We start from the raw sequence: 24,937 nt of genomic DNA, 5'->3' as shown, positions 1-24,937 counted from the left end.
TGACCAGAGCGAGTATTTAAATTACTCATATGCTCTGGTCATTCGCTTTAATAGCTTTTTGCTTTCTGCTTTACGCTTTCTGCTCTATACTATTTGTTATCCTTTTCAGGATTGTTATGCTTATTTGGATTACCTGGGCGGTGTTTATGCCGCGGTGGGCGCCTGTCTTGTCTTGGTGCCTGTCCGGGTTGTTGTCCGCCACCTTGTTCAGGTTGTTGCCCTCCGGATGGCTTAGGACCTTGCTGCTGTCTGGGGCCTTGCTGCCGTTGTCCCTGTTCAGGACGTTCTGCACGTTCGGGGCGGGGTTGTTGATCACGCCCTTGTTTAGGCTGATTGCCAGCTTGCTGCCGTTGTTGTTGCGGACGGTTTTCCTGTTTGGGTTTACGATCCTGTTGTTGGCGATTATCTGGTCTCTGTGCACCTTTTGGAGCTTGTTCTGGTCTTTGTTGACCAGCACCCTGACCTTGTTTCTGTTCGCCGGATTTTTGTTGTTTTTGCTTGTCTTTGTCTTTCTGTTTCCGCTTCTGAGCAGTTTTTTCGAGAGATTTCAGACTGATTAACCCTACCACATCTGCGTATCCGAGGTCCGCTTCTTTTGGTTTGGCGGTAACCACTTCTACTGGTTTAAGGTCATCTGGTTTGATACCTTGCCTGTTGAGCTGGCGTATTTCCTTTGCCCGGGCAATAGTAAGCGGATATTGTTTGTTACTGCCTTCGTAGGAGTACCACATGAGGCTTTTGAAGATATCCCTTTTCTGCAGGTGAGCTACGCCGCCGGCAGTTTCAATGTTATCCGCATCTTCAGGGAAGTCTTTCAGGGCATCGAGGTAAGTGTCCAGTTCGTAGTTCAGGCAGCATTTCAAACGACCACATTGTCCGGATAACTTCGCCTGGTTGATAGACAGGTTCTGATAACGGGCAGCGGTTGTATTCACGCTTTTGAAATCAGACAACCACGTGGAGCAACATAACTCCCTGCCGCAGCTGCCGATACCTCCTACTTTTCCGGCTTCCTGGCGGGCACCTATCTGGCGCATTTCCACCTTGGCCCTGAATTCAGAGGCATATACTTTAATTAATTCTCTAAAATCAACGCGATCATCTGCGGTGTAGAAGAAGGTGGCTTTCCGGCCATCAGCCTGGATTTCCACTTCAGCGAGTTTCATTTCAAGTCCGAGATTACGGGCTAATGCTCTGGATTTAATGAGCGCCTCTTTCTCGCGTGACTTGTTGTCACTCATTCGTTGCAGGTCGTCGTTAGTTGAACGGCGTAGGACTTTTTTTACTTCGGGTGTATCTTCCGCGCGTCGCTTCTTCATTTGTAGTTTTACCAGTTCGCCTGTCAGGCTTACCGTACCAACGTCAAACCCGCTTACTCCTTCCACGGTAACCATTTCACCCTTATCAAAGAGTTGTTTGGTCACATTCCGGAAAAAGTCTTTGCGGCTGCCGTTGTTAAAACTTACTTCTATAATGTCAAATGGTGCTAAGCTATCACCAAGGGGAATATTGGACAGCCAGTCAAATACATTCAGTCTGTTACAACCTCCTGTGCTGCATCCTCCATTACTCTTGCATCCTGACGGCTTCCCATCCACACCCGTACCACATCCGGCACAAGCCATATTATTAATTAGTTTAAATTTTATAAATAAGCATTTCAGGTTATTCCAGTTCTTCAAAATACGTTTTTCCTTTCAGAAAAACAAAAGGCCGGAAGCAACAAAGATAGGGAAAAGCAGCTGATAAGCCCTTCAGGATATCCCGGTAGTTACATAACAGGTAAAGGTTTCTTTTTAAATATATATTGCAGCTTGATGGACAGGGCATGAAATAGCATCTTTCCATTCGCGTTCCGTTCAATATAGTAGCTGGCATTGTTCAGCGCCTCGGTAATTTCCTGCATTTGCTCCAGGTTGGCCAATTTAGCCAGCTTGGCAGCAAAGTCCATTTCTTCAGGGGAAAAAGCTAATTGGCTTTTATCCAGGTACTGTAAGCGGAGCGTGTGTTCCATCAGGTTTATAAAGTACCGCAGGAACTGCTTTTGATTTTCCCGCCCGGTTTTAGCGCTGGAAATACCTTCTATCCACTCCTGCAGGGCTACCCGGTTACCGGTAAATAAGTGATTAAGCCAGTTCCGGAGCAGCTCATGATAGTCATCTTCCGAGTGCTGCAGCAGGTACAACGCCTCCCGGTAATTACCCGCCGTGAGGGTAGCAATTTGTTCTGCTTTGGCCATGGGTACATTGCTCCTTTCCTGGAGCGCAGTCACCATATCCGTTTTTGCCAGCGGATTTATTTTAATAAGATGTGTTCTTGATAAGATAGTAGCTAATATTTGCTCCTGGTTTTCTGCAATAAGAATAAAAAGCGTGTTTTTAGGAGGCTCTTCAATCAGTTTTAACAGGCGGTTACCTTCATTGCCCAGGTATTCAGGCATCCACATCACGAGGATTTTATACCCACTTTCAAAACTCTTCAGGTTCAATTTATGAATAATATCCTGGCACTCGGTAGCAGTAATGTTTCCCTGCTTGTTTTCAGCTCCTATAAACTGTAACCAGTCGTACGCATTGCCATATGGCTGCGCCACCACAAATTCCCGCCACTCACTGATATAATCGGTACTGATGGGTTTATCGCCCGCTTTGCGGGGAATAACCGGGTAGGAGTAATGAATATCAGGGTGTATAAACTGGGCTGCTTTGATACAGGCCGCGCATTGACCACAGGCATCCTGTTCCTGTTTGTTTTCGCAAACAAGATACTGGGTAAATGCCAGGCCCAGTGGCAGACCACCCGCCCCTTCCGGGGCGAGTAGTATCATGGCATGACTTAGCCGGTTATGCTGAACAGATTGAATGAGCTGTTGCTTTATCTCTGCCTGTCCTATAATATCTGAAAATAGCATGGGCGCAAGATAATGAAAAGGGGGTAATCCCGGTTATTACAACGATACATAGCAGGCATTTTCAAACGTGCCCCGACCCGTAACAGTTCCACTGTTGGCCATAAAAGAGAAGCTCCCGGAAATCGTTTTTGCCCTGGTATTTACCTTATCAATAATAATCTGTGAAGTATCGGTAGTCAGTAAATCAAAGTTGCCATTGTTATTGGCAACGGATACCACCACCAGTCCTTTTCCCGGTGCTCCCCGATGAGGGAAGTAGAAAGTGTCCCGGTGAAGGCTGTCGTTCTTCATCGCACTTTCATCATACATACCGTCTGTAAGATTGAACACTATTTTAACCGAGTCCGAAGCTGTTTCTATATTCAACAGCTTCAACCCACCACTGTCTGTTCTGGAGCGAAATATAATGCCACTGGAAAAATGCATGATATTAACCTTAGTACCAATGGTAGCCGTCATTTTCAACGCGGGACAGGAAAGAGGAGGATCGTCAATAACGTTTTGACAAGCGGCAAGGGACAGGAAAATGCTGGCAAAGGCTGTCAACAGCCAGGTGTTTTTAGCAGGGGTAAATTGGTGCTTCATGAAATACAGTTGCGCAATTGTGAACAAAAAATAGCAGCCTACCTACGTTAACGTATATACGCTAACGCAGGTAGCTGTAAAAGCTCGTAATACACAAAGTTGGCAACAGAACGATAAAAGATTGCGGCTATTACTTTTCTATAGCAGCAATGACTTCTGGTGACTCTGGTTGTGTTTTAGGTGAAAAAACAGCCACAAGGTTGCCTTTTTCATCCAGCAAATATTTCTGAAAATTCCAGGTAACTTCAGCTGGTTCAAAATGTTTGGCTTTACTTTCTTCCAGCAGCCATTTATACAGTGGGTGTATATCAGTTCCCTTTACAGAAACTTTAGCGGCCATCGGAAATGTTACTGCATATTTTTTTGTGCAGAACTCTTGTATTTCCTTGTTGCTGCCGGGTTCCTGTGAACCGAAGTTGTTTGCCGGAAAACCAACAATCACCAGTTTATTCTGGTATTTCTTGTAGAGTTTTTCGAGTCCTTCATATTGCGGCGTATTTCCACAGAGAGAGGCTGTATTAACGATTAAGACTTTCTTTCCTTTGTATTTGGAGAAGTCTATTTTTCCACCATCAACAGCTTCTACTTTGAAGTCGTAGAGATGAGAAGAGGCAAAAAGCATCACCATTGATAGTATTGCTAGCTTGAACATAGAGACGTTTTTTTAAAGACTGATTAAAATTATCAGCGGTTGGCTGGTATTTGTAAAGTTAACATTCCGTTTCAAAAAAAGGGAAGTTTTTCTGAGAAGCTGAAAGCATAAGGCGGAAAGCGAAAAACTGTTGACCCGGGTAAGAGATTTAAAAATCATTATCCCGCTAATGGCTTTTTGCTTTCCACCTTATGCTTTTGGCTCATTTCCAGGCGAATGCAACACAGCACACACTCACCCGGGCACCTGCCTGTTGAAGGGTCGTACAGCAGGCTTCGGTGGTGGCCCCGGTTGTAATCACATCGTCGATAAGCAGTACATGCGTATCTGCGGCGAGATGGCCATTTACTTTAAAGGCAGATGATACATTTTGCCAGCGGTCTGTTCTTCCCTTCCTGGTTTGTGTGGAGGTAAACTGTAGCCTGGAAAGCATAGTTGGTTGTACCGGTAAAGGAATGACCTGTGCAATACCATTAGCCAGCACAGTTGCCTGGTTGTATCCCCTCATTTTTTCTTTGCGGGGAAACAACGGTACGGGTACCAGCATATCAATGTCGCCGATCCAGGAGCTTTCCCGGAGTTGATAGCCGGTTTGCCTGCCTAACCAGGCAGCAATGTCGCGGCGTTGCCGGTACTTAAAAAGATGGATGAGTTGTTGTATTCCGGACGACTGGCTGTAATAATACGTTGCGGTAGCCTGTTGTATGGCTACCCGGCCGTTGAATACCTTCGCTACCGGATTTTGGAGGTAGCGGTGAAAATGGGTGAGGGGTAATGCCTGGATACAACGCAGGCATAAAAGTTCATCTGTTTCGGGCAAATCCGTACCGCATAGTTCACAGCAATGCGGATAAAACAGGTGAACCAGTGGGGATAACAAACTGGTTAACATGAAATGGTTTTTTAAAGTAGAATATAGCTGTTGTTAAAATAATCGCTGGTATACTTCTTCCACTCTGCCTACAGCAATTACTTCAATATGGAATTTACTGAAATCAATGCCTTTCTTGTTGTACCGGGAAATAAATATTTTTTCGAAGCCTAGTTTTTCTGCTTCTGCGATCCTTTGCTCAATGCGGTTTACAGCCCTTATTTCACCGCTCAGTCCTACTTCTCCCGAAAAACAAATCTTCGGTGGAATGGCATTATCCTCATAAGAGGAGAGCAGGGCACATAACACGGCCAGGTCAATGGCCGGATCTTCTACGCGGATGCCTCCGGCAATATTGAGGAACACATCTTTTACGCCGAAATGGAATCCTCCCCGTTTTTCCAGTACGGCCAGCAGTAGTTGTAACCGGCGAAGGTCAAATCCGGTTGCGGTACGTTGCGGGGTTCCATAAACGGATTGGGTAACGAGCGCCTGTACTTCCACCAGGAGTGGGCGCATCCCTTCCATGGTGGCAGATATTGCTACGCCGCTGAGCAGATCTTCCCGTTGTGAGATAAGAATTTCAGAAGGGTTGGTCACCTGACGGAGGCCGGTGCCGGTCATTTCGTAGATGCCCAGTTCGGCAGTAGAGCCAAAGCGGTTTTTGATGGTACGCAGGATACGATAGGCATAATGTTGATCTCCTTCAAACTGCAATACTGTATCCACCATATGTTCCAGCACTTTTGGACCGGCAATGGAGCCATCTTTGGTAATGTGTCCGATCAGGAATACGGGGATATTACTTTCTTTGGCGAAGCGCTGTAATTCTGCAGTCGTTTCCCTGATTTGTGATACACTGCCGGGTGCTGATTCTATGAAAGGAGAGTGTAGCGTTTGAATAGAATCTACAATGACCAGCTGTGGCTGTAATTTTTTTATTTCCTGGAAGATTGTCTGGGTAGAAGTTTCTGTAAGCAGATAAAATTGCTCATTGGAATTTTGTATGCGGTCGGCACGCATTTTTATCTGTTGTTCACTTTCTTCACCGCTGATGTAAAGTGTTTTAACGTGCTTCAGTTGAAGTGCGTTTTGCAGGAAGAGGGTGGATTTTCCGATGCCGGGTTCTCCGCCTACCAATACAAGGGAACCGGCCACTATACCGCCTCCCAGCACACGGTTAAGTTCATTGTCGGGGGTTAATATTCTTTCTTCGTCCCTGGTAACTACTTCAGCGAGATTGATGATTTTATGTGTGCGGGCAGTGGTAATATCATTGTTTTTCCATTCTTGTTGCTTCAGTGGAATATCTTTTTGTACTCTCTCTTCAACAAACGTATTCCATTCTCCGCAACTCGGACATTTTCCATTCCATTTTGCTGATTCGTATCCACAATTCTGACAGAAAAAAGCGGTTCTTATTTTACTCATAATTTTTTTAAAACAGGATGCATACAAAGTAAATGGTTTTATACTTATTGCATCAAAATCATAAAAAGAGAAGCGATAAAAAGAGGGGAAAAAGGTATAAAAAGAGAAAAGAGCCAAACGGAAGATTCCGCTGACTCTTTCTACTTACTAACCCATTAAATTCAGGTCTAAATTACAAAATGGCTTCAGAATAAAAAAGTTTATTTAATTGATGTGAATAACTTTTGAGGGATCTGTCATATCTAACAAAGTGGCTGCCATCGCTTGTTTCAGCGCTTGTTTTTATCTAATATTACTTTCATTGGGGGCTCGTAAAATGTTGATAAATAGGGTTGATGTTGATGATTTTTGCATATGAAAAAGTAATAATAAGAGATAATTTTTTAAATGACAAACAGACGCCTTTTAGGCTAAAAAAATAATTTTTACGCCAAAATGACAGTGTTAAATTTATAATTTTTAGACAAAAGGAAGGGATGGCAGACAAGTGCTAAATAAAACTTAAAAGGGGGTATCTGGTGAGATATTTGTGCCCTTTTTTCCACCAAATTTAATCAGATATGACACCTGGAATCATGTTTTTATCACTGATTTTTGTGGGGATCAGTATGCTGGTAAGCTATGTACTCAAAAGTAAGTTCCAGGCTTACAGCCAAATACCCACTTCTTCCGGATTGACTGGTAAGCAGATTGCTGATAAGATGCTGAGAGACAATAAGATATATAATGTGCAGGTTCGGGAAACGGAAGGGTTTCTATCGGACCACTACAACCCGGCCGATAAAACGGTGAATTTGAGCCCGGACGTATATAATGGCGCCAACGTAGCTGCTGCAGCGGTAGCCGCCCATGAATGCGGGCATGCCGTTCAGCATGCGGCTGCTTATCCCTTCCTGGGCCTACGCTCCAAGCTGGTGCCTGCGGTACAGGTCAGCTCCAGTATCGTTTCATGGGTATTGCTGGGCGGTATCCTGCTCATAAACGTCTTCCCGCAGCTACTCCTTGGGGGTATTATCCTTTTTGGGATTACCACCTTATTTGCGCTCGTAACGCTGCCGGTAGAGTTTGATGCGTCCCGTCGTGCCCTGGCCTGGTTAGACAACAGCCAGGTGATGAGAACAGCTGAACATGATAAAGCAAAGAATGCACTGTGGTGGGCTGCTATGACCTATGTGGTGGCTGCACTGGCTTCTGTAGCTACTTTGTTTCAGTATATTCTTATTTACATGGGTGCCCGTAACAGAGATTAAACTTATATAATATATTTATTAATCGATAGCCTGCCCCCGCTTTTAGCGGAGGCAGGCTATCTTTTTTTATCAAGTGGAAAACTATCCGTTAACATTTTGTTAAGAGAATCAAAAAATTTTATATTTTTATTGTCTGAATGTGAGTTCAGCCAATTTTTTAGTGATCCGCTGCTTGTGTAATGCGCTTGTTGTTCACTGCCGGTGTTTTTGCTTATTGATAAGGCCCAAAGTACCCTGTCAACCAAATGTTTATTAAACCGCTGTCTTATAACTTCAAATCTAAACTAAGAGCCATGTTGCGATTCTACTCGATGGTGGGCATGTTGTTGTTCCTATGCACCTTGACATTTGCCCAGTCAAGACAAATTGCTGGAAGGGTAACCGACCAGAAAGATGGCACCGGCCTTCCCGGTGTTACTGTGAAAGTAAAAGGTACAAATACAGGAACCTTAACCTCAGGAGACGGTACCTATAAGCTGGAGGTGGCTGACAAAGGCGCCGCCCTGGTATTTTCTTTTGTGGGTTATACTGACCAGGAAATAGTGATAGGTAACCAGAAAACAATTAATGTAAGCTTATCAGCAGGCAATAAAGACCTCTCAGAAGTGGTGGTAGTGGGTTATGGTACCCAAAACAAAAAAGATCTGACAGGTGCAGTAAGTAAAATTGCGGCCAAGGAAATAGAAAATCAGCCGGTAGCCAGCCTCGAATCAGCTATCCAGGGTAAAACACCTGGTGTGGTAATTGAATCCGGAAGTGGTAAAGTTGGACAAGGTATTAAAGTACGTATCCGTGGTACCTCTTCCATTTCTGCAAACAGCCAGCCCCTCTATGTGGTAGATGGAATGCCCGTAAACTCCACCAGTAAAACAGACGTAAACAACGATCCTACCAACCCGATGGCAGATATCAATCCTAATGATATTGAGTCTATCGAGGTGTTGAAGGATGCGGCAGCTACTGCTATCTATGGTGCGCGTGGTTCCAATGGGGTAATTCTGATTACTACTAAAAAAGGTAAAACAGGTGAAAGAACCAAAGTGGAACTCAATGCCAATACTACCTGGGGAAGACCAACGACCAAAAGAGGTTTCCTGAACGCGAAAGATTATGTAATGCTGTTAGAAGAAAGAGCTGCCAATGATGCTAAAACTGCTTTTGATACACAGGACCCAAATATTACAGGTACACCGTTTCCTACAGAAGCGGCTGCACTTGCATTTATGAAAGGAAGAGTGGAGCGCAGAATGAGAGCATTAGCACTGGGTAAAGATTTTAATAACCTTGGTTATAGCACAGACTGGGAAAATGCACAGTTCAGAAATCCGGCACATTCACAGCAGTTGGATTTATCAGCATCTGGCGGTACCGAGAAAACCAAATTTTATGTTTCCGGTTTCTACACCGGCCAGGAAGCAGTAGTGATTAACAACAAATTTGTTCGCTACGGTGGCCGTTTGAACCTGGAACACGCTGTTTCCGATCAGGTATCATTTGGCATGAACCTGAATGTAAGCCGTTCACAATTGGATCGTGTAAGCAATGATAACGTATTCTCTACACCAAGCCAGTTGGTTGCACAGTCTCCACTGTCTCCATTACGTGATTCTACCGGTGCAATTAATAACGCAACACTTTATCCAAACGGTTTGTTTGACGCACAGTTCAACTCTAACAGACAAGTGACCTTCCGTACTTTAGGTAATGTGTTCCTGAACTATAAAATACTGCCAACGCTGTCGTTCCGCTCAGAATTAGGAGCAGATATTTCCAACCTTACAGAAGATCAATACATTGGTATCAGGTCATCTGATGCGCTTGGTAAGGGTGGTGCGTCTTCCAACTATATCCAGAACGTATCATTGAATACGAATAACTATTTTACATTCACGCCTAAGCTGGGAGAAGATCACAACTTGAGTGTAACAGCTGGTATGAGCTATCTGCAAAACGATTTCTCAACTACTGAAGTGAATGGAGAATTGTTCCCATCAGATATCATCAAAAAACTGGTAGCAGCAGCCTCTATTACTTATGGAAACTCTACTGCACAGCGTTATACCTTCCTTTCCTATTTTGGACGAGCTACCTATGCTTATAAAGAAAAATATCTTGCCTCTGTAAGTTTACGTTCAGATGGATCTTCCCGTTTTGGGCCTAATAGCCGTTATGGTTGGTTCCCAGCTGCATCATTGGGCTGGGTAGCTTCCCAGGAAGACTTCCTGAAAGATAACAAAACACTGAACTTCCTGAAACTGCGCGTAAGTTATGGAACAACAGGTAACGCGGAAATTGGTGAAAACAGGTATTTAACATTGTTGCAACCAACTTCTTATCCTCAGTTACCAGGGTACCGTCCATATCAAATGGGTAACCCAAATCTGAAATGGGAAAAAACAAAACAATTCGACGTAGGTGTTGAATTCGGTTTGTTTGATAATCGTCTGAGTGGTGAGATTGATTATTATAATAAACAAACTTCTGATTTGTTGCTGCAGGCTAACCTTCCATATACTTCTGGTTATGATTTCCAATACCTGAACATTGGTAATATGGAGAATAAAGGGGTGGAAATTTTACTGAACAGTATTAATATCAATAGCCGCAACTTTAAATGGAATACTTCACTGAACGTATCTTATAATAAGAACCGTGTAAAAGACATCAAAGGACAGATTATTGAATCTTCTGGCGGTGAACAAAGAGCAGTAGAAGGACAACCTATTGGTGTTTTCTACATGGCTAAGTTTGCAGGAGTAGATCCACAAACGGGTGATGCATTATATCTCGATGCAGCAGGTAAAACCACTTCAGATTTTTCAAAAGCAGAAAGAATGGTTGTTGGTAAATCTAATCCTGACTGGACTGGTGGTTTAACGAATACATTCTCTGCTTATGGATTTGACCTGAGTGCCTTCTTCTCTTTTGTACAAGGTAACAGCATTTACAATCGTGCAGGTGTATACCAGGACAACGGGTTTGCAGGTGGTTACGATAACCAGTTAACGAATGTATTGAAAAGATGGCAGAAACCTGGTGATATCACCAATGTTCCACGTCTGTCTTATTTTTATGCTGATGGTGGTGCATCTACTGCCAACAGTCGTTGGATATTTGATGGCTCATATATTCGTTTGAAATCACTCACGCTGGGCTATACATTGCCTAAGAGCGCAATTAACGCGTTAAAGATTTCAAGTTTACGTGTATATGTGGCAGGTTACAACCTGTGGACAAAAACCAAATATTTTGGTGATCCGGAAATTAACTCAGACGTACTGGGTAATATTGCTGGTGGTATCGACTATTACACTATTCCACAGGCTAAACAGATTACTCTGGGAGTGAATGTTAAATTTTAATCTTAAACGTGTGCATAATGAAATCATATAAAAAATATGTTATTCCTTTCCTGTTGGCGGTTTCCGTTGCAGGACTACCAGCTTGTAACAAAAAACTGGATGTGGAACCCGGATCGTATATCGTTCCTGGTCAGGTACAAAACGAAAGTGATGTTTCTGCGGAGTTAATGGGGGCATACGCCAATTTACAGCACTACAACCTTTATGGTGAGCGCGCTGTGTTAATTCCTGATCTGTTAGCCGCAGAAAATGAATTATCATTTGAAGGAACCTTCCTGCCTTATCGTCAATTTCAGGATAAATCGCAATTAAAAACAAGTGGCATTGCTGAAGGAATCTGGCAGCGTGGCTACAAAACAATTAATAACGTCAATATCGTTATTGCAAATATCGGCCTGGTATCTGCTGACAACAAAAAGCAGATAGAAGGGGAAGCCCGGTTTATACGTGGGTTGTTATACTTCCAACTTTGTAATTTGTATGGGCTGCCTTATTCAGCAGGAGCTGTTGCCACAAATCCTGCTGTTCCATTAATTCTTGATCCTATTATAGCACAGGAAGATCTTCCTAAAGCAAATCAGGCAAGAGCTAGTGTAGATGCAATACATAAACAAGTGTTACTGGATTTACAATTTGCTGCTGCAAATTTACCGGAGGCAGCAGATAATGGCCGGGCTACTAAATATGCTGCGTCTGCTATTCTTTCCAGGGTATATATGGCAGAAGGATTATACAAAGAGGCTGCGGAAGCCGCAAACGACGTAATCGAAAGCGGAGCGTACACATTGGCATCTTCATTTGATAAAGCGTTTAATAACGCGACTAATTCTACTGAAGATGTGTTTGCAATCCAGCAAACCAACCAAAGCAATGCAGGTACTGTTGATAATGGATTGCAGACCTTTTATGCTTCCCGTGACTTTGGCGGTAGAGGAGACATAAATGTAGACCTGAGTGTATTGCCTTATGCTGCTGGTGATGATCGTAAAACCTTCTCTTATGAAGGAGATGGGATTGCAGGTAATTCCGGTGACTATAGCGCGAAATGGAAACAACAATATAAAGTATACACTGTAGTGCGTTTGGGAGAATTGTTACTTACCCGTGCAGAATCCAACTTGCGTGCAGGTACAACAGTGGGGGCAGATCCGCTGGATGACGTAAATGCAGTAAGAAAAAGATCTCATGCCAGTGTATTGACTGCTGTAACGCCGGACATCGTCGTGCAGGAGCGCATCAGGGAATTGGCCTTTGAGGGAGATAAGCTCTGGACATATAAACGCCTGAAGAAAAGCATCGGCACTTATACATATACAGATAATATGCTGGTGCTGCCTGTTCCTCAGCGTGAAACAGATGCCAACACCAAACTCACCCAGAATCCTGGATACTAATATTTCTTAATATAATGAGTCTTTTGCGGGCTTCCCATCACCGGGAGGCCCGCTTTCATTAGTGAAATATTATAATATTAACAGCTTTTCGTTTGCTGTTAATAACTTTTATACAAATTTTTTATTGAAAATCAATTAATTACAAAGGTGCTTTGTAAAAAAGTGTCCAAATTGTATGGTTATTAAGATTGTGCAATGTACCTTTGCACTCCTCATAATGGGGAATTGTTTACAAGACGTAATTTTTTATCGTATACAACAATGAATACATTAAGTTTCAGAACTAAATCGGCTAACGACGCTTACGTAAAGCGTGACTGGCATATAGTAGATGCTACCAACCTGACACTGGGTAGAGTAGCAGCTAAAATGGCGGCTATCTTAAGAGGTAAAAACAAGCCTTATTATACGCCTCACACTGATTGTGGTGATTATATCATCGTAATCAACGCTGAAAAAATTGCTTTAACCGGCAATAAAATGGCAGAAAAAGAATACATGCACTACACTGGTTTCCCAGGTGGTCAGAGAATCGAATTGGCTAAGGACCTGGTTCGTCGCCGTCCGGAAGTACTGATCGAAAAGGCTGTTAAAGGCATGCTGCCTAAAAACCGTCTGGGTCGTGCGATGTACAAAAAATTATTTGTATATGCTGGTGCTGAACATCCGCATGCTGCGCAGAAACCACAACCTTTAACTTTCTAATTTTTCTCTGATACATGGAAAAGCAAAAAAATACAATAGGTCGTCGTAAGGAAGCTGTTGCCCGCGTTTATATCAACAAGGGTACCGGTAACATTACAGTTAACGACAAAGATTATAAAAACTACTTTTCTTTGATCTACCTGCAGAACCAGGTGGAACTGCCTTTCAAAACTATCGATGCACTCGATAAATTTGATGTAAAAATCAATGCGCAAGGTGGTGGTATCAAAGGTCAGGCAGAAGCTATTAAGCTGGGTATTGCCCGTGCACTGTGCGAAGTGAACATCGAGTTCCGTCCCGCACTGAAAGCAGCAGGCCTCCTGAAACGTGATCCACGTGGAGTTGAACGTAAGAAACCAGGTAAAGCGAAAGCAAGAAGAAGCTTCCAGTTCTCTAAACGCTAATATTTTTGAGCTATTGGCCGTTAGCTACTGGCTAATTCGCCAGCTGCTAAAAGCTAAACATTATTTGATCCTTTTAATTGAGCAATATAAACATGGAAAATAATACCTCATTGCAGCAGCAGTTACTGGAGGCAGGTGTTCACTTCGGTCACCTGAAGAAAAAGTGGAATCCCAAGATGCTGCCTTATATTTTCGCAGAAAAGAAAGGTATTCATATCATTGATCTGAACAAAACCGTAGAAGGATTACAGGAAGCAGCAGCTGCCCTGAAATCTATCGCTAAAAGCGGTAAAAAGATCATGTTCGTTGCTACTAAAAAGCAAGCGAAAGAAATCGTAGCAGATGCTGCGCGTAACATCAACATGCCTTTCGTTACTGAAAGATGGTTAGGTGGTATGCTCACCAACTTCTCTACTATCCGTAAGAGTGTTAAGAAAATGCAGAGCATTGAAAAAATGCTGCAGGACGGTACATTCGACAACATTACCAAGAAAGAACGTCTGACTTTAAGCCGCGATAAAGAGAAAATGGAGAAAGTGCTGGGTGGTATCGCTCAACTGGCACGTGTACCAGCTGCACTGTTCATGGTAGATATCAGCCACGAACACATCGCACTGGCAGAAGCTAAACGTCTGGGCATCTCTACTTTCGGTATGGTAGATACTAACTCTGACCCTACTAAAGTTGACTTCGCAATCCCTGCGAACGATGACGCTACTAAATCTATCGCTATCGTTACCAGCTACATCTGCGCAGCAATCGCTGAAGGTCTGTCTGAAAGAGCTACAGAGAAATCTGAAGAAGTAGAGGAAGAAGAAGAAGCAGACGATAAGGCACGTAAATTCGACGTTGAAGGCGGTGAAGATCGCGAAAGAGGTCGTAAACCAGGTGCTCAAGGTGGTGGACGTGGTCAAGGCGGCCCAGGTGGCGCTAACCGCGGTCAAGGCGGTCGTGGTCCAGGTGGCCAGGGCGGCGGAGCTAACCGTGGTGGTGGAGCTAACCGTGGCGGCGGTGCTGCAGGTGGACAACGTCGTCCGTCTGGCGCTGGCAACAACAACGGTCCTAGAAAACCAGGCGGCGGAAGATAATTATTACGCTTTAAGCTATTAGCCTTTAGCTTTTAGTAAATGCAACAGGAATTATTTTGCTGCATTTATTAAGACCTAAAGGCTAATAGGTAAAGGCTGATCATAAATTTTTACAACAATTAAACTATTTATAGCTCATGGCAACAATTACAGCAGCTGATGTAAATAAACTGCGTCAGCAAACTGGTGCTGGTATGATGGATTGCAGAAAGGCACTGGTAGAAAGTGATGGTGATTTTGAACAAGCAGTAGACTACCTGCGTAAAAAAGGTCAGAAAGTGGCCGCTTTACGTTCCGATCGTGAAACCAAAGAAGGCGTTATCATCGCTAAAACAGCAGCTGATGGTAAATCCGGTGTTATCGTAGGTCTGGGTTGTGAAACTGACTTCGTTGCTAAAAACGAAGATTTCGTAAAATTTGCTCAGTCTATCGTTGATCTGGCGCTGGCTAACGGTATCAAAACCGTAGAAGACCTGAACGCAGCTTCTCTGGATGGCGCTACCGTTGCTGATAAAGTAAACGATCAGGTAGCTAAAATCGGTGAAAAAATCACCCTGAATAAATTTGAATTCGTTGAAGCTGGTGCAGTAACTTCTTACATCCATGGTAACTACCGTATGGGCGTTCTGGTTGCTTTCTCTAAGCCTGTTTCTGAAGAAGTAGGTAAAGATGTAGCTATGCAAATCGCAGCGATGAATCCTATCGCCGTTGATGCTGATGGCGTTCCTGCTGACGTAATTGCACGCGAAAAAGAAATCGCTGTTGAACAAGTGAAAGCAGAAGGTAAACCTGCTGAAATGGCGGAAAAAATCGCTGCCGGTAAAGTGAACAAATTCTTCAAAGAAAGCACCCTGCTGCAACAGGCTTTCGTTAAGGACAACAACAAGTCCGTAGCGGATTACCTGAAGTCTGTAGATGCTGATCTGAAAGTGACTGGCTTTAAGCGAATCGCTTTAGGGTAATATCATCATATTGAAAAAAAGGAGAGAATTTCATTTCTCTCCTTTTTTTTGTGCATATCTAATCATACACTTCAATCCACCAAAAAACAGGAAGTCCGCAAGGCATTTTTTCCTTCCTTTCCTCCTTTCTGCATTTAAGTTGTATATTAGAATACCGTAAACCGGATTAGGAATCACAATCTTACAATATTTATAGCGTCATGTTGCCAAAGTATAAGCGTATTTTGCTCAAATTGAGCGGTGAGGCCCTCATGGGGGATGCAAATTATGGTATTGATCCGAAGGTGATAACACAGTACGCCTATGATATTAAGGCGGTTACCGACCTTGGAGTACAGGTAGCCATTGTCATAGGTGGAGGAAATATCTACCGCGGAATGAATGAAGCCGAAACAGGTATTGAAAGAGCACAGGGCGATTATATGGGAATGCTCGCCACAGTTATCAACGGCATGGCCCTGCAAAGCGGATTGGAAAAAGTAGGACTCTACACCCGCCTCCAGTCTGCTATCAAAATGGAACAAATTGCTGAACCTTATATCCGCCGCCGCGCTATCCGCCACGTGGAAAAAGGTCGTGTTGTAATATTTGGTGGAGGTACCGGTAACCCGTACTTTACTACGGATACTGCTGCTTCCCTGCGTGCTATCGAAATTCAGGCGGATGTTATCCTGAAAGGAACCCGCGTAGACGGTATCTATACCGCCGATCCTGAAAAAGATAAAACAGCTACCCGCTTCGAAACCATTACCTTCTCTGAAGTATACCAGAAATCCCTCAACGTGATGGATATGACAGCATTTACCCTTTGCCAGGAAAATAAGCTGCCTATTATCGTGTTTGATATGAACCGCCAGGGTAACCTCCTGAACGTGATCATGGGTAAAAATGTAGGTACTTTAGTGAAAGGATAATATCGCTTTTAGCAGTTAGCCATTAGCTTTTAACAAAAATGCAGCGAGAAACATATCATATGTTTCTCGCTGCATTTTTGTTAAAAGCTAATGGCTAACTGCTAAAAGCTACTTCAACACTCCCTTCAACGCCTGCATTGGAATAAACAACGTTACCTGCCCTAAAGCATAAGGCCCTATCTCATAAGGCACATAACTGAAGGCTACACCCTTATCAGTGACAATCATATTATTATTGGGCGGGATACTCTTTACTAACAGGTTCTGATCCAATGCTTCTTCTTCACTCATATGGAACCTGTCTTTGAAAGCCTTATCCAGCAACGCACTCACGGCTTCTTTATAACCAGGCTTGAAAATATCATCCGGTGTAAGCACCTTCCGCTTAGATAAATCCAGGGTTTTATAAGTAGCCCCCCAGTTGCCATGAGCCCCGCCGGTAAAATCATACGCATACTTCTCCACCACCAGCAACGGCCAGGTATTGTACACCACTTTCATATCGTTGTCTGTAGTCCAGTTCCACGACATGGCTGCGGAAGCATCGCTGAATTCACTACTATCAGCATCTTTGGCCGAGATGCGGTAACCGAGAATAAAGGAGTCGATTCCCCTTTTTAAATATTGCTGTGGTGTTTTGAAATAATTGCTGCCTGTTATCTGCTGCACAATGAAGTGAGCAATAGTAGAATCTACTGTGGAATCAGGCCATATCATACTGTTGGAAACAGTGCCTATAGGCGACTTGGGGAAGGATGGTATCAGCTTCGCGGAATCAATCAGGTAAAACACCTTCAGGGGTATGGCTTTCTGCAGATCCGTATGAAATTCAAAATGATAGGACGTGCCGTTACCATGCCATACACCTTTAAATTTACCATCATCAGAAAGATAACCGCTGAATAACCGGTCTTCCGAGCTGTTGTTGGTTTCTTCATAGATGTTTACCAGGTTGGAATCCAGGGTGCCCCATAAGGCAACAGGGCGGCCGGTGCTATCATCGCTATAGTAACCACGAAAGAGGTTAGGAGCGGTTTTTAGCAATTGCATGGTAATTTCTTTATCGCCTAATTTTCCTTTGAGTTGTGTATAAAACAGGGGAGTAGACACCAGTGGCACAATGGTGTTGGCAGTATTACCGGCGGCAGCGCCGTCTTTCTCGCTGCGCGTATGGCACGACAATAAAACCATCGCCAGCAGTAATACCAATAATGAAGCTCTTTTCATAGTATGATTTATATCAGATCCGTCAAAATTACTATTATCCTTCCATACCTTTGAGGACCCATTTGAACCAATAAAATTAACAGACCATGTTGAACCAGAAAATAGCGGATTTACGGAAAGATTATAAGCTGGCTTCCCTGGATGAAAGTGATATTGCACCTTATCCCCTGGCGCAATTCGGGAAATGGTGGCAAGAGGCAATTGATAGCGAAATAGATGAAAGCAATGCCATGACCCTGGCTACCAGTACTCCCGACGGCCGACCCTCAGCGCGCATTGTACTGCTGAAAAGCTTCGACGAAGAAGGATTTTTATTTTTCACCAACTATGAAAGCCGCAAAGGTCAGGAGTTGGCGCAGAACCCACATGTTACCCTGTTGTTTTTCTGGCGGGAGCTGGAAAGACAGGTACGTATAGAAGGTACGGTGAGTAAGGCACCAGCAAGCATCAGCAACGAATATTATAATACTCGTCCTTTAGGTAGCAGGATAGGCGCCATCGCGTCGCCTCAAAGCAAGGTGATTCCCGGCCGTTCTTTCCTGGATGAACAGGTAGATCAGGTAGCCGCAAAATATGCACATACGGCGCCTCAAAGACCTGATTACTGGGGTGGATATATAGTAAAGCCTCAGGCAATAGAATTCTGGCAGGGTAGAAGCAGCCGCCTGCACGATCGTATTTTGTATTCGCTGGCACCAGATGGTAGCTGGACAACAGCACGGCTGGCACCGTGAGAGAGCATAAAGCATAAAGCAGAAAGTATAAAGCTATTATAGCGAATGACATAAGCGAATATTGGTTACTTTATCGCTTATGTCATTCGCTATAATAGCTTTATACTTTCTGCTTTATGCTTTATGCTTATGCTTTAGGCGCTGTTGCTTTAGCGGCTGTATTTTTTCTTGTCTTAGCGGATCTTGATTTACCGAAAGATTTGCTGAAGATTTTACCTTTTTTGGTTTTAATATCTCCTCTACCCATAACGAATAATTTGAAGTTTGTTGTTTATTAAATATGATGTTATCAGGCTGCAAATTACTGTAATTCGATGAAATAGTGTAGTGCCGGCCGTTTGATATAAAAAAAAAGCAAGAAACATAATTGTTCCTTGCTTGAATAAGTTGTGCTAACTGATTAGAGCTTGTCAGATAAAGCTTTACCAGCTTTGAATTTAGCAACTTTCTTAGCTTTGATCTTGATGATCTGACCGGTTTGTGGGTTTCTACCGTTACGTGCTGCACGTTTAGAAACGGAGAAAGTACCGAAACCAACCAAAGTTACTTTACCACCTTTTTTCAGGGTATCAGCAACAGCTTTGGTGAAAGAATCCAGAGCTTCGTTAGCTTGGGTTTTGGTAATAGCTGCATCTTTAGCAAGCTTGTCGATTAATTCGGCTTTGTTCATAGTTAGTAAGATTTAACTAGTGAAAAAATGTTTGATGTGAGCAAATATAGCGCGTTTTATCAGATTACCAAATTTTTTACAACTTTTTTATAGAAAATTTTATCGGCTGAAAAACGCTACTGGTAACGGTTACAGCTGATTAGTGGTAACCATGCTAAAGTGACGACCTTTAGCAGAATTACATAAAACCCTGTGCTGTAGCATGTTTGCTAGCTTTTTTACCATTAACAAGGCCTGAAACCAAGTATTATACCAAAGTCCGGATGCCTTGAAAATAGTGGATTTCCTGTGGATAAGTTTAGTCAAGACCCCTTACTTAAATCACCTCCATAACGGTATTAAAGGCGATAAAACGGTCTCCGAAAATGGCATACGCGCGCTCCCGAAGGCCTTGTTGGTACCGCTCTGAGAAGGTATTGTACTGTTCCAGGCTATCCGCAAAATATTGTACTACATAGGTCGGCCCTTCACTATCATCCTGTTCCAATAACCGGCTCATACGGTAGTCGCTGAATAACCCGGTATCCATAACAGCCGGAATCTGTGATTCCTTCATCCACTGAAGCCATTGGAACACCGTATCTGTGGCCACTTTGGTGGTTACATTGTATATAATCATATTACTTTTTGCTTATACAGTCAGCTCTACAAATACCGGACAATGATCTGAGTGCTTCACCTGTTGGTAAATAGTAGCGTGTTTTAATTGCTCTTTTAACGGGGTTGTGACGTTGATATAGTCTATACGCCAGCCCTTGTTATTGTTTCTGGCATTAGCCCGGAAGCTCCACCAGCTGTACTGATGAGGGTCTGTATTAAAATGACGGAAGCTGTCCACAAAGCCGCTTTCAAAGAAACGGTCCATCCAGGCTCGTTCTTCAGGTAAAAAGCCGGTTGAATTTTTATTGCTCACCGGGTCATGGATATCTATCGGCTTGTGACAAATGTTATAATCCCCACATACCACCAGCTTTGGACGGGCTTTCTTTAACACATCCAGGTAGGTGAAAAACTCCTCCAGCCACTGGTATTTATAGGTTTGCCTGATATCTCCACTGGTGCCGGAAGGGAAGTAGGTATTGATCAGGGTAATATCGCCGAAATCCAGGCGGATAAAGCGCCCCTCTGTATCACTTTGTTCATGCCCATTACCGTATTGTACAAAGTCTGGTTTAATACGGGTCAGCACCGCTACGCCACTGTAGCCTTTTTTCTGGGCCGGAAACCAGTAATGTTCGTATCCCAGTTTTTCAAACTGTTGAAAGTCGATGTTTTCCTGGTGAGCTTTAATTTCCTGGAGGCAGATAACGTCTGCGGGGTCGGATTGTAACCATTCGGTGAATCCTTTGGTCATAGCAGACCTCAGGCCATTTACATTGTAAGATATGATACGCATATGTAGCTTTTAGCGGTTAGCCATCAGCTTTTAGCGAGATGAAACTAAATTGTCTTCATCCAGCTAAAAACCAATGGCCATTCTATCTGAAATATTAAGGGTTAACTTTTTAACCATCCGCTTTGGTTTAACGGCTAATGGTAAAAGCTAACTGCTAAAGATCGTATTCAAGATTGGGGCGAAGCCACTGTTCTGCTTCTTCTATAGTCCAGCCTTTACGGGTGGCATATTCCGCTACCTGATCTTTTTCAATTTTACCTAATCCGAAATACTTGCTTTCAGGATTGGCGAAATACCATCCACTCACGCTGGAAGCGGGATACATGGCCAGGGATTCTGTGAGCGTAATGCCGGTGTTTTCGGTAGCGTTCAACAAATCAAATAATTTATATTTCTCGGTATGGTCAGGGCAGGCGGGATAGCCTGGCGCCGGACGAATACCAGCATATTCTTCCTTAATCAGCTGCTCGTTGCTAAGATGCTCTTCTGTGGCGTAACCCCAGAATTCCTTCCGCACACGCTCGTGCATTAATTCCGCGAAAGCCTCCGCCAGCCTGTCGGCCAGGGCTTTCAGCATAATGCTGTTGTAGTCGTCGTGCTCCGCTTTGAATTTATCCAGCCATTTTTCAATACCGATTCCTGTAGTCACTGCAAACCCGCCAATGTAGTCGGTCTTGCCACTTTCAACAGGGGCGATGAAATCAGCCAGGGAGAAATTAGGTTGTCCCGGCGCCTTCTTCACCTGCTGACGCAGGAATTCCAATTGTACCGGGGTGATGTTGGATTGCTCCGGAGTTACCTTTACGGAGTCTGCCGCCACGCGGTTAGCAGGATAAAGGCCTATCACTGCGTTGGCGCCCAGCCATTTTTCCTCAATTATTTTTTTCAGCAATTCCTGCGCATCGTTGAACAAACGGGTGGCTTCCACCCCTACAATTTCATCGCTGAGGATTTGAGGGAATTTACCATGTAGCTCCCAGGCAATGAAAAACGGCTGCCAGTCTATATATGCTGCAATTTCCTTCAGATCGTAGTTCTCAAATTTTATCACCCCGGTTTTTTTCGGTTTTACCGGCGTAAAGCTATTCCAGTCGATGGCAGCTTTGTTCTCCTGCGCCTGTGCGATAGGAAGGAATTGTTTGGTTTGTTTTTTATTCTTAAAAGCCTCGTTCAGCTTATGATATTCTTCCTGGATACCCGCCAGGAAATCAGGCTTCAGGGCTTTGTTCAGCAGGCTGCCGGTAACGGTTACGCTACGGGAAGCGTCCAGTACGTGTACTACGCCATGGCCATATTCCTGGGCTATTTTAACCGCTGTATGGGTACGGCTGGTAGTGGCGCCACCAATGATCAGCGGAATATCAAAATCCTGCCTTTTCAGTTCACGGGCTACGTGCACCATTTCGTCGAGGCTGGGGGTAATCAAGCCGCTTAACCCGATGATATCTACCTTTTCCTGGCGTGCGGTCTGCAAAATCTTTTCTGCAGGCACCATTACGCCCAGGTCAATAATTTCATAGCCGTTACATGCCAGTACTACACCCACGATGTTTTTACCGATATCGTGTACATCTCCTTTTACGGTGGCAAGCAAAATTTTACCAGCGGCTTTAATTTCCCCTCCAAACTGCTCCTGTAAACGGAGTTTCTCTTCTTCTATATAAGGAGTCAGGATAGCCACTGATTTTTTCATCACACGGGCACTTTTTACCACCTGGGGTAAAAACATTTTGCCACTGCCAAACAGGTCACCTACGATGTTCATACCAGCCATCAGTGGACCTTCAATCACATCCAGCGGACGTGGGTATTTTACGCGGGCTTCTTCAGTATCTTCATCAATATAATCAGTAATACCGTTTACCAGGGCATGACTTAACCGTTCTTCTACTGTTCCCTGCCTCCAGGTTTCGTCTTTTTCTACAACTTTTCCTTTGGCCTTAACGGTTTCTGCAAATTGTATGAGTCTTTCGGTAGCGTCTTCCCGCCTATTTAGTATGGCATCCTCACAAAGTTCCCGCAGTTGTGGTTCAATGTCGTCATAGATCTGGAGCATACCGGCATTCACAATTCCCATATCCATGCCTGCTTTGATGGCGTGGAACAGGAATACGGAGTGCATGGCTTCACGCACAGTTTCATTACCCCGGAAGGAGAACGACACGTTACTCACCCCACCGCTTACTTTAGCCAGTGGCATCAGTTCTTTAATACGACGGGTGGCATTAATGAATTCAACTGCGTAGTTATTGTGTTCTTCAATACCAGTGGCAATCGCAAATATATTCGGATCGAAGATGATGTCTTGCGGTGCAAAACCCACTACTTCGGTTAATATTTTATAGGCGCGGTGGCTGAAGCTGACACGTTTTTCTTCGGTATCTGCCTGTCCGTGTTCATCGAAGGCCATTACTACTACGGCAGCGCCATAGCTTTTGCAGATATGTGCCTGTTCAATAAATTTGGTTTCGCCTTCTTTTAAGCTGATAGAGTTGACAATACATTTACCTTGTACGCATTTCAACCCGGCTTCAATAACAGAAAACTTACTGGAGTCAATCATCACCGGGATACGGGAGATGTCTGGTTCTGCTGCAAGGAGGTTTAGGAAGGTGGACATGGCCACTTCTCCATCGAGGAGGGCATCGTCCATGTTTACGTCCAGGATCTGGGCGCCGCTTTCTACCTGTTGACGGGCAACAGACAGCGCTTCTTCGTAATGGCCTTCCCTGATCAGGCGGGCAAATTTCTTGGATCCGGTTACGTTGGTACGTTCCCCAACGTTGATGAAATTGGTTTCAGGCCTTACTACCAGTGGTTCCAGTCCGCTCAAACGCATAAAGGGCCTGATGATCCGGCGTTCTTCATTCATGATTGGTTCACTGACAATATCTGTGTTATGTATAATAGTTTCGCTCATTGTTGCTGTTACTGGGTGTTAAATAAACCTGCTGTGATAGATTAGGCCAGTGTATCGGCTAATACTGGTTTCAGTCGTGGTTTGATATGTCTCACATGGTCTGCAATATGGCGTATATGATCTGGTGTGGTGCCACAGCAACCGCCTACTATGTTCACAAAGCCGGAGTTGGCGAAGTCTTCGATGGTGCATGCGGTATCTTCCGGTTCTTCATCATATTCACCAAAGGCATTGGGTAAGCCGGCGTTAGGGTAGCAGCTTACATAGCAACTGGCGATATTGGATAATTCTTCCACATAAGGACGCATCTGTTGTCCGCCCAGGGCGCAGTTGAGGCCAATAGAAAACGGGTTGGCGTGCATCACAGAAATATAAAACGCTTCCAGGGTTTGACCACTGAGGGTTCTGCCGGAGGCATCGGTGATGGTACCGGAAATCATGATAGGAATTTCTGGTTTGCCGGATTCACGGAAGTATTTTTTGATCGCATAAATAGCAGCTTTGCAGTTCAGCGTATCAAAAATGGTTTCTATGAGGAGTATATCCACGCCGCCATCGGAGAGGCCACGCACCTGTTCTTCATAGGCTGCGGCTACTTCATCGAAGTATACAGAGCGGAAGCCGGGATTGTTTACATCTGGTGATAATGACAATGTTTTATTCATGGGACCAATAGCACCAGCTACGAAGCGGGGCTTATCCGGTGTTAAGGCATTGTAGGCTGCTGTTGCTTTCTTGGCAATAGTAGCAGCGGCCACATTCAGCTCATAGGCCAGGTCCTGCATGTCATAGTCGGCCATGGCAATAGAGGTGCTGCTGAAAGTATTGGTTTCAATAATATCAGCACCAGCTTCCAGGTATTCCCGGTGAATGGCTTCAATGATTTGTGGCTGGGTGAGGTTCAGGAGGTCGTTATTGCCTTTAAGATCACTGTGATAGTCGGCAAAGCGGGTGCCTCTGTAGTCAGATTCCTGGAGTTGATAGCGTTGTATCATGGTGCCCATTGCACCATCAATGATAAGTATACGCTCGTTGGCGCAGTCTTGCAAAGATTTCATAATTGTCAAGGCGTTTATTAGTTACCGTTGAGAAATGAAAACAGGGTCGAACAATAAACAAATCCACCCTGAAAAATCCTCACAAATATAACCTTTTCCCAGCTAATATTTTGTTTTGTGAATTTGCGTTTACCAAGATGTGACCGGAGTTTTAGCCACCTTTTGCTTTGGTCTATATCGAATGTAGTGCATATAGATTTTGTTTATATTTAGAAAATTAATTTGGCAGTAGTCTATAAAGTCTACTATATTTGTAGGGTAATAGAAAGACACCATGCAACAAAATGATAGAAATATAGTGATTTACCCGGCCATGGCCACCCACCAGCCCTCCGCCCACACTCCCTATAATTGCTGTTGCAATTAACAGATTCATCATTCGTGTTTCTTAATATTTATTACA

The 24,937-nt window shown here is 43.9% G+C and carries 22 protein-coding genes; 9 read left to right on the top strand and 13 right to left on the bottom strand.

What is annotated here, in order from left to right:
* Positions 1 to 89 precede the first annotated feature (89 nt).
* The 6 genes from ricT to radA all read right to left on the bottom strand — a co-directional run bounded on the left by ricT (position 90) and on the right by radA (position 6,450).
* Entirely contained in the window at positions 90 to 1,625 is a 1,536-nt protein-coding gene (gene ricT, locus J7623_RS25090) for a regulatory iron-sulfur-containing complex subunit RicT (RefSeq protein WP_291925743.1), read from the bottom strand.
* A 146-nt stretch (positions 1,626 to 1,771) separates the two neighbouring features.
* Positions 1,772 to 2,911 (bottom strand): hypothetical protein, encoded by a 1,140-nt coding sequence (locus J7623_RS25085; RefSeq protein ID WP_291925740.1) that lies wholly within the window; start codon positions 2,909 to 2,911, stop codon positions 1,772 to 1,774.
* A 36-nt stretch (positions 2,912 to 2,947) separates the two neighbouring features.
* Positions 2,948 to 3,496, bottom strand: a complete 549-nt coding sequence (locus J7623_RS25080) for a hypothetical protein (protein ID WP_291925738.1) — start codon at positions 3,494 to 3,496, stop codon at positions 2,948 to 2,950.
* 130 nt (positions 3,497 to 3,626) lie between these two features.
* Positions 3,627 to 4,148, bottom strand: coding sequence for a glutathione peroxidase (locus J7623_RS25075; RefSeq protein WP_291925736.1), 522 nt, complete (start codon positions 4,146 to 4,148; stop codon positions 3,627 to 3,629).
* A 202-nt stretch (positions 4,149 to 4,350) separates the two neighbouring features.
* A complete protein-coding gene (locus J7623_RS25070; protein ID WP_291925734.1) occupies positions 4,351 to 5,040 on the bottom strand; it encodes a ComF family protein in 690 nt (229 codons plus the stop codon).
* Between the two features lie 33 nt (positions 5,041 to 5,073).
* A complete protein-coding gene (radA, locus tag J7623_RS25065; protein WP_291925732.1) occupies positions 5,074 to 6,450 on the bottom strand; it encodes a DNA repair protein RadA in 1,377 nt (458 codons plus the stop codon).
* A gap of 560 nt (positions 6,451 to 7,010) precedes the next feature.
* Here radA and J7623_RS25060 point away from each other — a divergent pair.
* The 8 genes from J7623_RS25060 to pyrH all read left to right on the top strand — a co-directional run bounded on the left by J7623_RS25060 (position 7,011) and on the right by pyrH (position 16,529).
* Positions 7,011 to 7,700, top strand: a complete 690-nt coding sequence (locus J7623_RS25060) for a zinc metallopeptidase (RefSeq protein ID WP_291925730.1) — start codon at positions 7,011 to 7,013, stop codon at positions 7,698 to 7,700.
* 293 nt (positions 7,701 to 7,993) lie between these two features.
* A complete protein-coding gene (locus J7623_RS25055) occupies positions 7,994 to 11,062 on the top strand; it encodes a TonB-dependent receptor (protein WP_291925728.1) in 3,069 nt (1,022 codons plus the stop codon).
* Positions 11,063 to 11,079: 17 nt separating this feature from the next.
* The gene (locus J7623_RS25050; protein WP_291925725.1) at positions 11,080 to 12,456 is read left to right on the top strand and encodes a RagB/SusD family nutrient uptake outer membrane protein; all 1,377 of its coding nucleotides are present in this window, start codon (positions 11,080 to 11,082) and stop codon (positions 12,454 to 12,456) included.
* Positions 12,457 to 12,717: 261 nt separating this feature from the next.
* On the top strand, positions 12,718 to 13,161 hold the full coding sequence (gene rplM, locus J7623_RS25045) for a 50S ribosomal protein L13 (protein WP_291925722.1): 444 nt from the start codon (positions 12,718 to 12,720) through the stop codon (positions 13,159 to 13,161).
* 14 nt (positions 13,162 to 13,175) lie between these two features.
* Entirely contained in the window at positions 13,176 to 13,565 is a 390-nt protein-coding gene (gene rpsI, locus J7623_RS25040; RefSeq protein ID WP_145661599.1) for a 30S ribosomal protein S9, read from the top strand.
* 92 nt (positions 13,566 to 13,657) lie between these two features.
* Positions 13,658 to 14,653, top strand: coding sequence for a 30S ribosomal protein S2 (gene rpsB, locus J7623_RS25035; RefSeq protein ID WP_291925714.1), 996 nt, complete (start codon positions 13,658 to 13,660; stop codon positions 14,651 to 14,653).
* Between the two features lie 137 nt (positions 14,654 to 14,790).
* Positions 14,791 to 15,615 (top strand): translation elongation factor Ts, encoded by an 825-nt coding sequence (gene tsf / locus J7623_RS25030; protein WP_291925711.1) that lies wholly within the window; start codon positions 14,791 to 14,793, stop codon positions 15,613 to 15,615.
* 200 nt (positions 15,616 to 15,815) lie between these two features.
* On the top strand, positions 15,816 to 16,529 hold the full coding sequence (pyrH, locus tag J7623_RS25025) for a UMP kinase (protein ID WP_291925708.1): 714 nt from the start codon (positions 15,816 to 15,818) through the stop codon (positions 16,527 to 16,529).
* 108 nt (positions 16,530 to 16,637) lie between these two features.
* Here the strand turns inward: pyrH and J7623_RS25020 are convergent, their stop codons facing one another.
* On the bottom strand, positions 16,638 to 17,756 hold the full coding sequence (locus tag J7623_RS25020) for a DUF3298 and DUF4163 domain-containing protein (protein WP_291925706.1): 1,119 nt from the start codon (positions 17,754 to 17,756) through the stop codon (positions 16,638 to 16,640).
* A gap of 86 nt (positions 17,757 to 17,842) precedes the next feature.
* On the opposite strand from J7623_RS25020, the gene pdxH reads away from it, so the two are divergent.
* The gene (gene pdxH / locus J7623_RS25015) at positions 17,843 to 18,490 is read left to right on the top strand and encodes a pyridoxamine 5'-phosphate oxidase (RefSeq protein ID WP_291925703.1); all 648 of its coding nucleotides are present in this window, start codon (positions 17,843 to 17,845) and stop codon (positions 18,488 to 18,490) included.
* A 127-nt stretch (positions 18,491 to 18,617) separates the two neighbouring features.
* Here the strand turns inward: pdxH and J7623_RS25010 are convergent, their stop codons facing one another.
* The 6 genes from J7623_RS25010 to J7623_RS24985 form a co-directional block, all read right to left on the bottom strand.
* A complete protein-coding gene (locus J7623_RS25010; RefSeq protein ID WP_291925701.1) occupies positions 18,618 to 18,737 on the bottom strand; it encodes a 30S ribosomal protein THX in 120 nt (39 codons plus the stop codon).
* Positions 18,738 to 18,890: 153 nt separating this feature from the next.
* Positions 18,891 to 19,160 (bottom strand): HU family DNA-binding protein, encoded by a 270-nt coding sequence (locus J7623_RS25005; RefSeq protein WP_029465307.1) that lies wholly within the window; start codon positions 19,158 to 19,160, stop codon positions 18,891 to 18,893.
* Between the two features lie 316 nt (positions 19,161 to 19,476).
* Entirely contained in the window at positions 19,477 to 19,779 is a 303-nt protein-coding gene (locus tag J7623_RS25000; RefSeq protein ID WP_291925695.1) for a DUF4286 family protein, read from the bottom strand.
* A gap of 12 nt (positions 19,780 to 19,791) precedes the next feature.
* Positions 19,792 to 20,556 (bottom strand): exodeoxyribonuclease III, encoded by a 765-nt coding sequence (locus J7623_RS24995; RefSeq protein WP_291925693.1) that lies wholly within the window; start codon positions 20,554 to 20,556, stop codon positions 19,792 to 19,794.
* Between the two features lie 154 nt (positions 20,557 to 20,710).
* Positions 20,711 to 23,476, bottom strand: coding sequence for a methionine synthase (gene metH, locus J7623_RS24990; protein ID WP_291925691.1), 2,766 nt, complete (start codon positions 23,474 to 23,476; stop codon positions 20,711 to 20,713).
* A gap of 41 nt (positions 23,477 to 23,517) precedes the next feature.
* Positions 23,518 to 24,534, bottom strand: a complete 1,017-nt coding sequence (locus tag J7623_RS24985) for a homocysteine S-methyltransferase family protein (protein ID WP_291925689.1) — start codon at positions 24,532 to 24,534, stop codon at positions 23,518 to 23,520.
* Between the last annotated feature and the right edge of the window lie 403 nt (positions 24,535 to 24,937).

Origin of the sequence: Chitinophaga sp. (assembly GCF_017745275.1) — a bacterium.
Taxonomy (GTDB): Bacteria; Bacteroidota; Bacteroidia; order Chitinophagales; family Chitinophagaceae; genus Chitinophaga.
The sequence above is the reverse complement of the archived record's forward strand: the minus strand, read 5'-3'. Positions and strand labels throughout refer to the sequence as shown.

Coding starts and splice junctions, on each gene's coding strand:
- ricT (WP_291925743.1), bottom strand. CDS start 1,625: ATGGCTTGTGCCGGATGTGGTACGGGTGTGGATGGGAAGCCGTCAGGA.
- J7623_RS25085 (WP_291925740.1), bottom strand. CDS start 2,911: ATGCTATTTTCAGATATTATAGGACAGGCAGAGATAAAGCAACAGCTC.
- J7623_RS25080 (WP_291925738.1), bottom strand. CDS start 3,496: ATGAAGCACCAATTTACCCCTGCTAAAAACACCTGGCTGTTGACAGCC.
- J7623_RS25075 (WP_291925736.1), bottom strand. CDS start 4,148: ATGTTCAAGCTAGCAATACTATCAATGGTGATGCTTTTTGCCTCTTCT.
- J7623_RS25070 (WP_291925734.1), bottom strand. CDS start 5,040: ATGTTAACCAGTTTGTTATCCCCACTGGTTCACCTGTTTTATCCGCAT.
- radA (WP_291925732.1), bottom strand. CDS start 6,450: ATGAGTAAAATAAGAACCGCTTTTTTCTGTCAGAATTGTGGATACGAA.
- J7623_RS25060 (WP_291925730.1), top strand. CDS start 7,011: ATGACACCTGGAATCATGTTTTTATCACTGATTTTTGTGGGGATCAGT.
- J7623_RS25055 (WP_291925728.1), top strand. CDS start 7,994: ATGTTGCGATTCTACTCGATGGTGGGCATGTTGTTGTTCCTATGCACC.
- J7623_RS25050 (WP_291925725.1), top strand. CDS start 11,080: ATGAAATCATATAAAAAATATGTTATTCCTTTCCTGTTGGCGGTTTCC.
- rplM (WP_291925722.1), top strand. CDS start 12,718: ATGAATACATTAAGTTTCAGAACTAAATCGGCTAACGACGCTTACGTA.
- rpsI (WP_145661599.1), top strand. CDS start 13,176: ATGGAAAAGCAAAAAAATACAATAGGTCGTCGTAAGGAAGCTGTTGCC.
- rpsB (WP_291925714.1), top strand. CDS start 13,658: ATGGAAAATAATACCTCATTGCAGCAGCAGTTACTGGAGGCAGGTGTT.
- tsf (WP_291925711.1), top strand. CDS start 14,791: ATGGCAACAATTACAGCAGCTGATGTAAATAAACTGCGTCAGCAAACT.
- pyrH (WP_291925708.1), top strand. CDS start 15,816: ATGTTGCCAAAGTATAAGCGTATTTTGCTCAAATTGAGCGGTGAGGCC.
- J7623_RS25020 (WP_291925706.1), bottom strand. CDS start 17,756: ATGAAAAGAGCTTCATTATTGGTATTACTGCTGGCGATGGTTTTATTG.
- pdxH (WP_291925703.1), top strand. CDS start 17,843: ATGTTGAACCAGAAAATAGCGGATTTACGGAAAGATTATAAGCTGGCT.
- J7623_RS25010 (WP_291925701.1), bottom strand. CDS start 18,737: ATGGGTAGAGGAGATATTAAAACCAAAAAAGGTAAAATCTTCAGCAAA.
- J7623_RS25005 (WP_029465307.1), bottom strand. CDS start 19,160: ATGAACAAAGCCGAATTAATCGACAAGCTTGCTAAAGATGCAGCTATT.
- J7623_RS25000 (WP_291925695.1), bottom strand. CDS start 19,779: ATGATTATATACAATGTAACCACCAAAGTGGCCACAGATACGGTGTTC.
- J7623_RS24995 (WP_291925693.1), bottom strand. CDS start 20,556: ATGCGTATCATATCTTACAATGTAAATGGCCTGAGGTCTGCTATGACC.
- metH (WP_291925691.1), bottom strand. CDS start 23,476: ATGAGCGAAACTATTATACATAACACAGATATTGTCAGTGAACCAATC.
- J7623_RS24985 (WP_291925689.1), bottom strand. CDS start 24,534: ATGAAATCTTTGCAAGACTGCGCCAACGAGCGTATACTTATCATTGAT.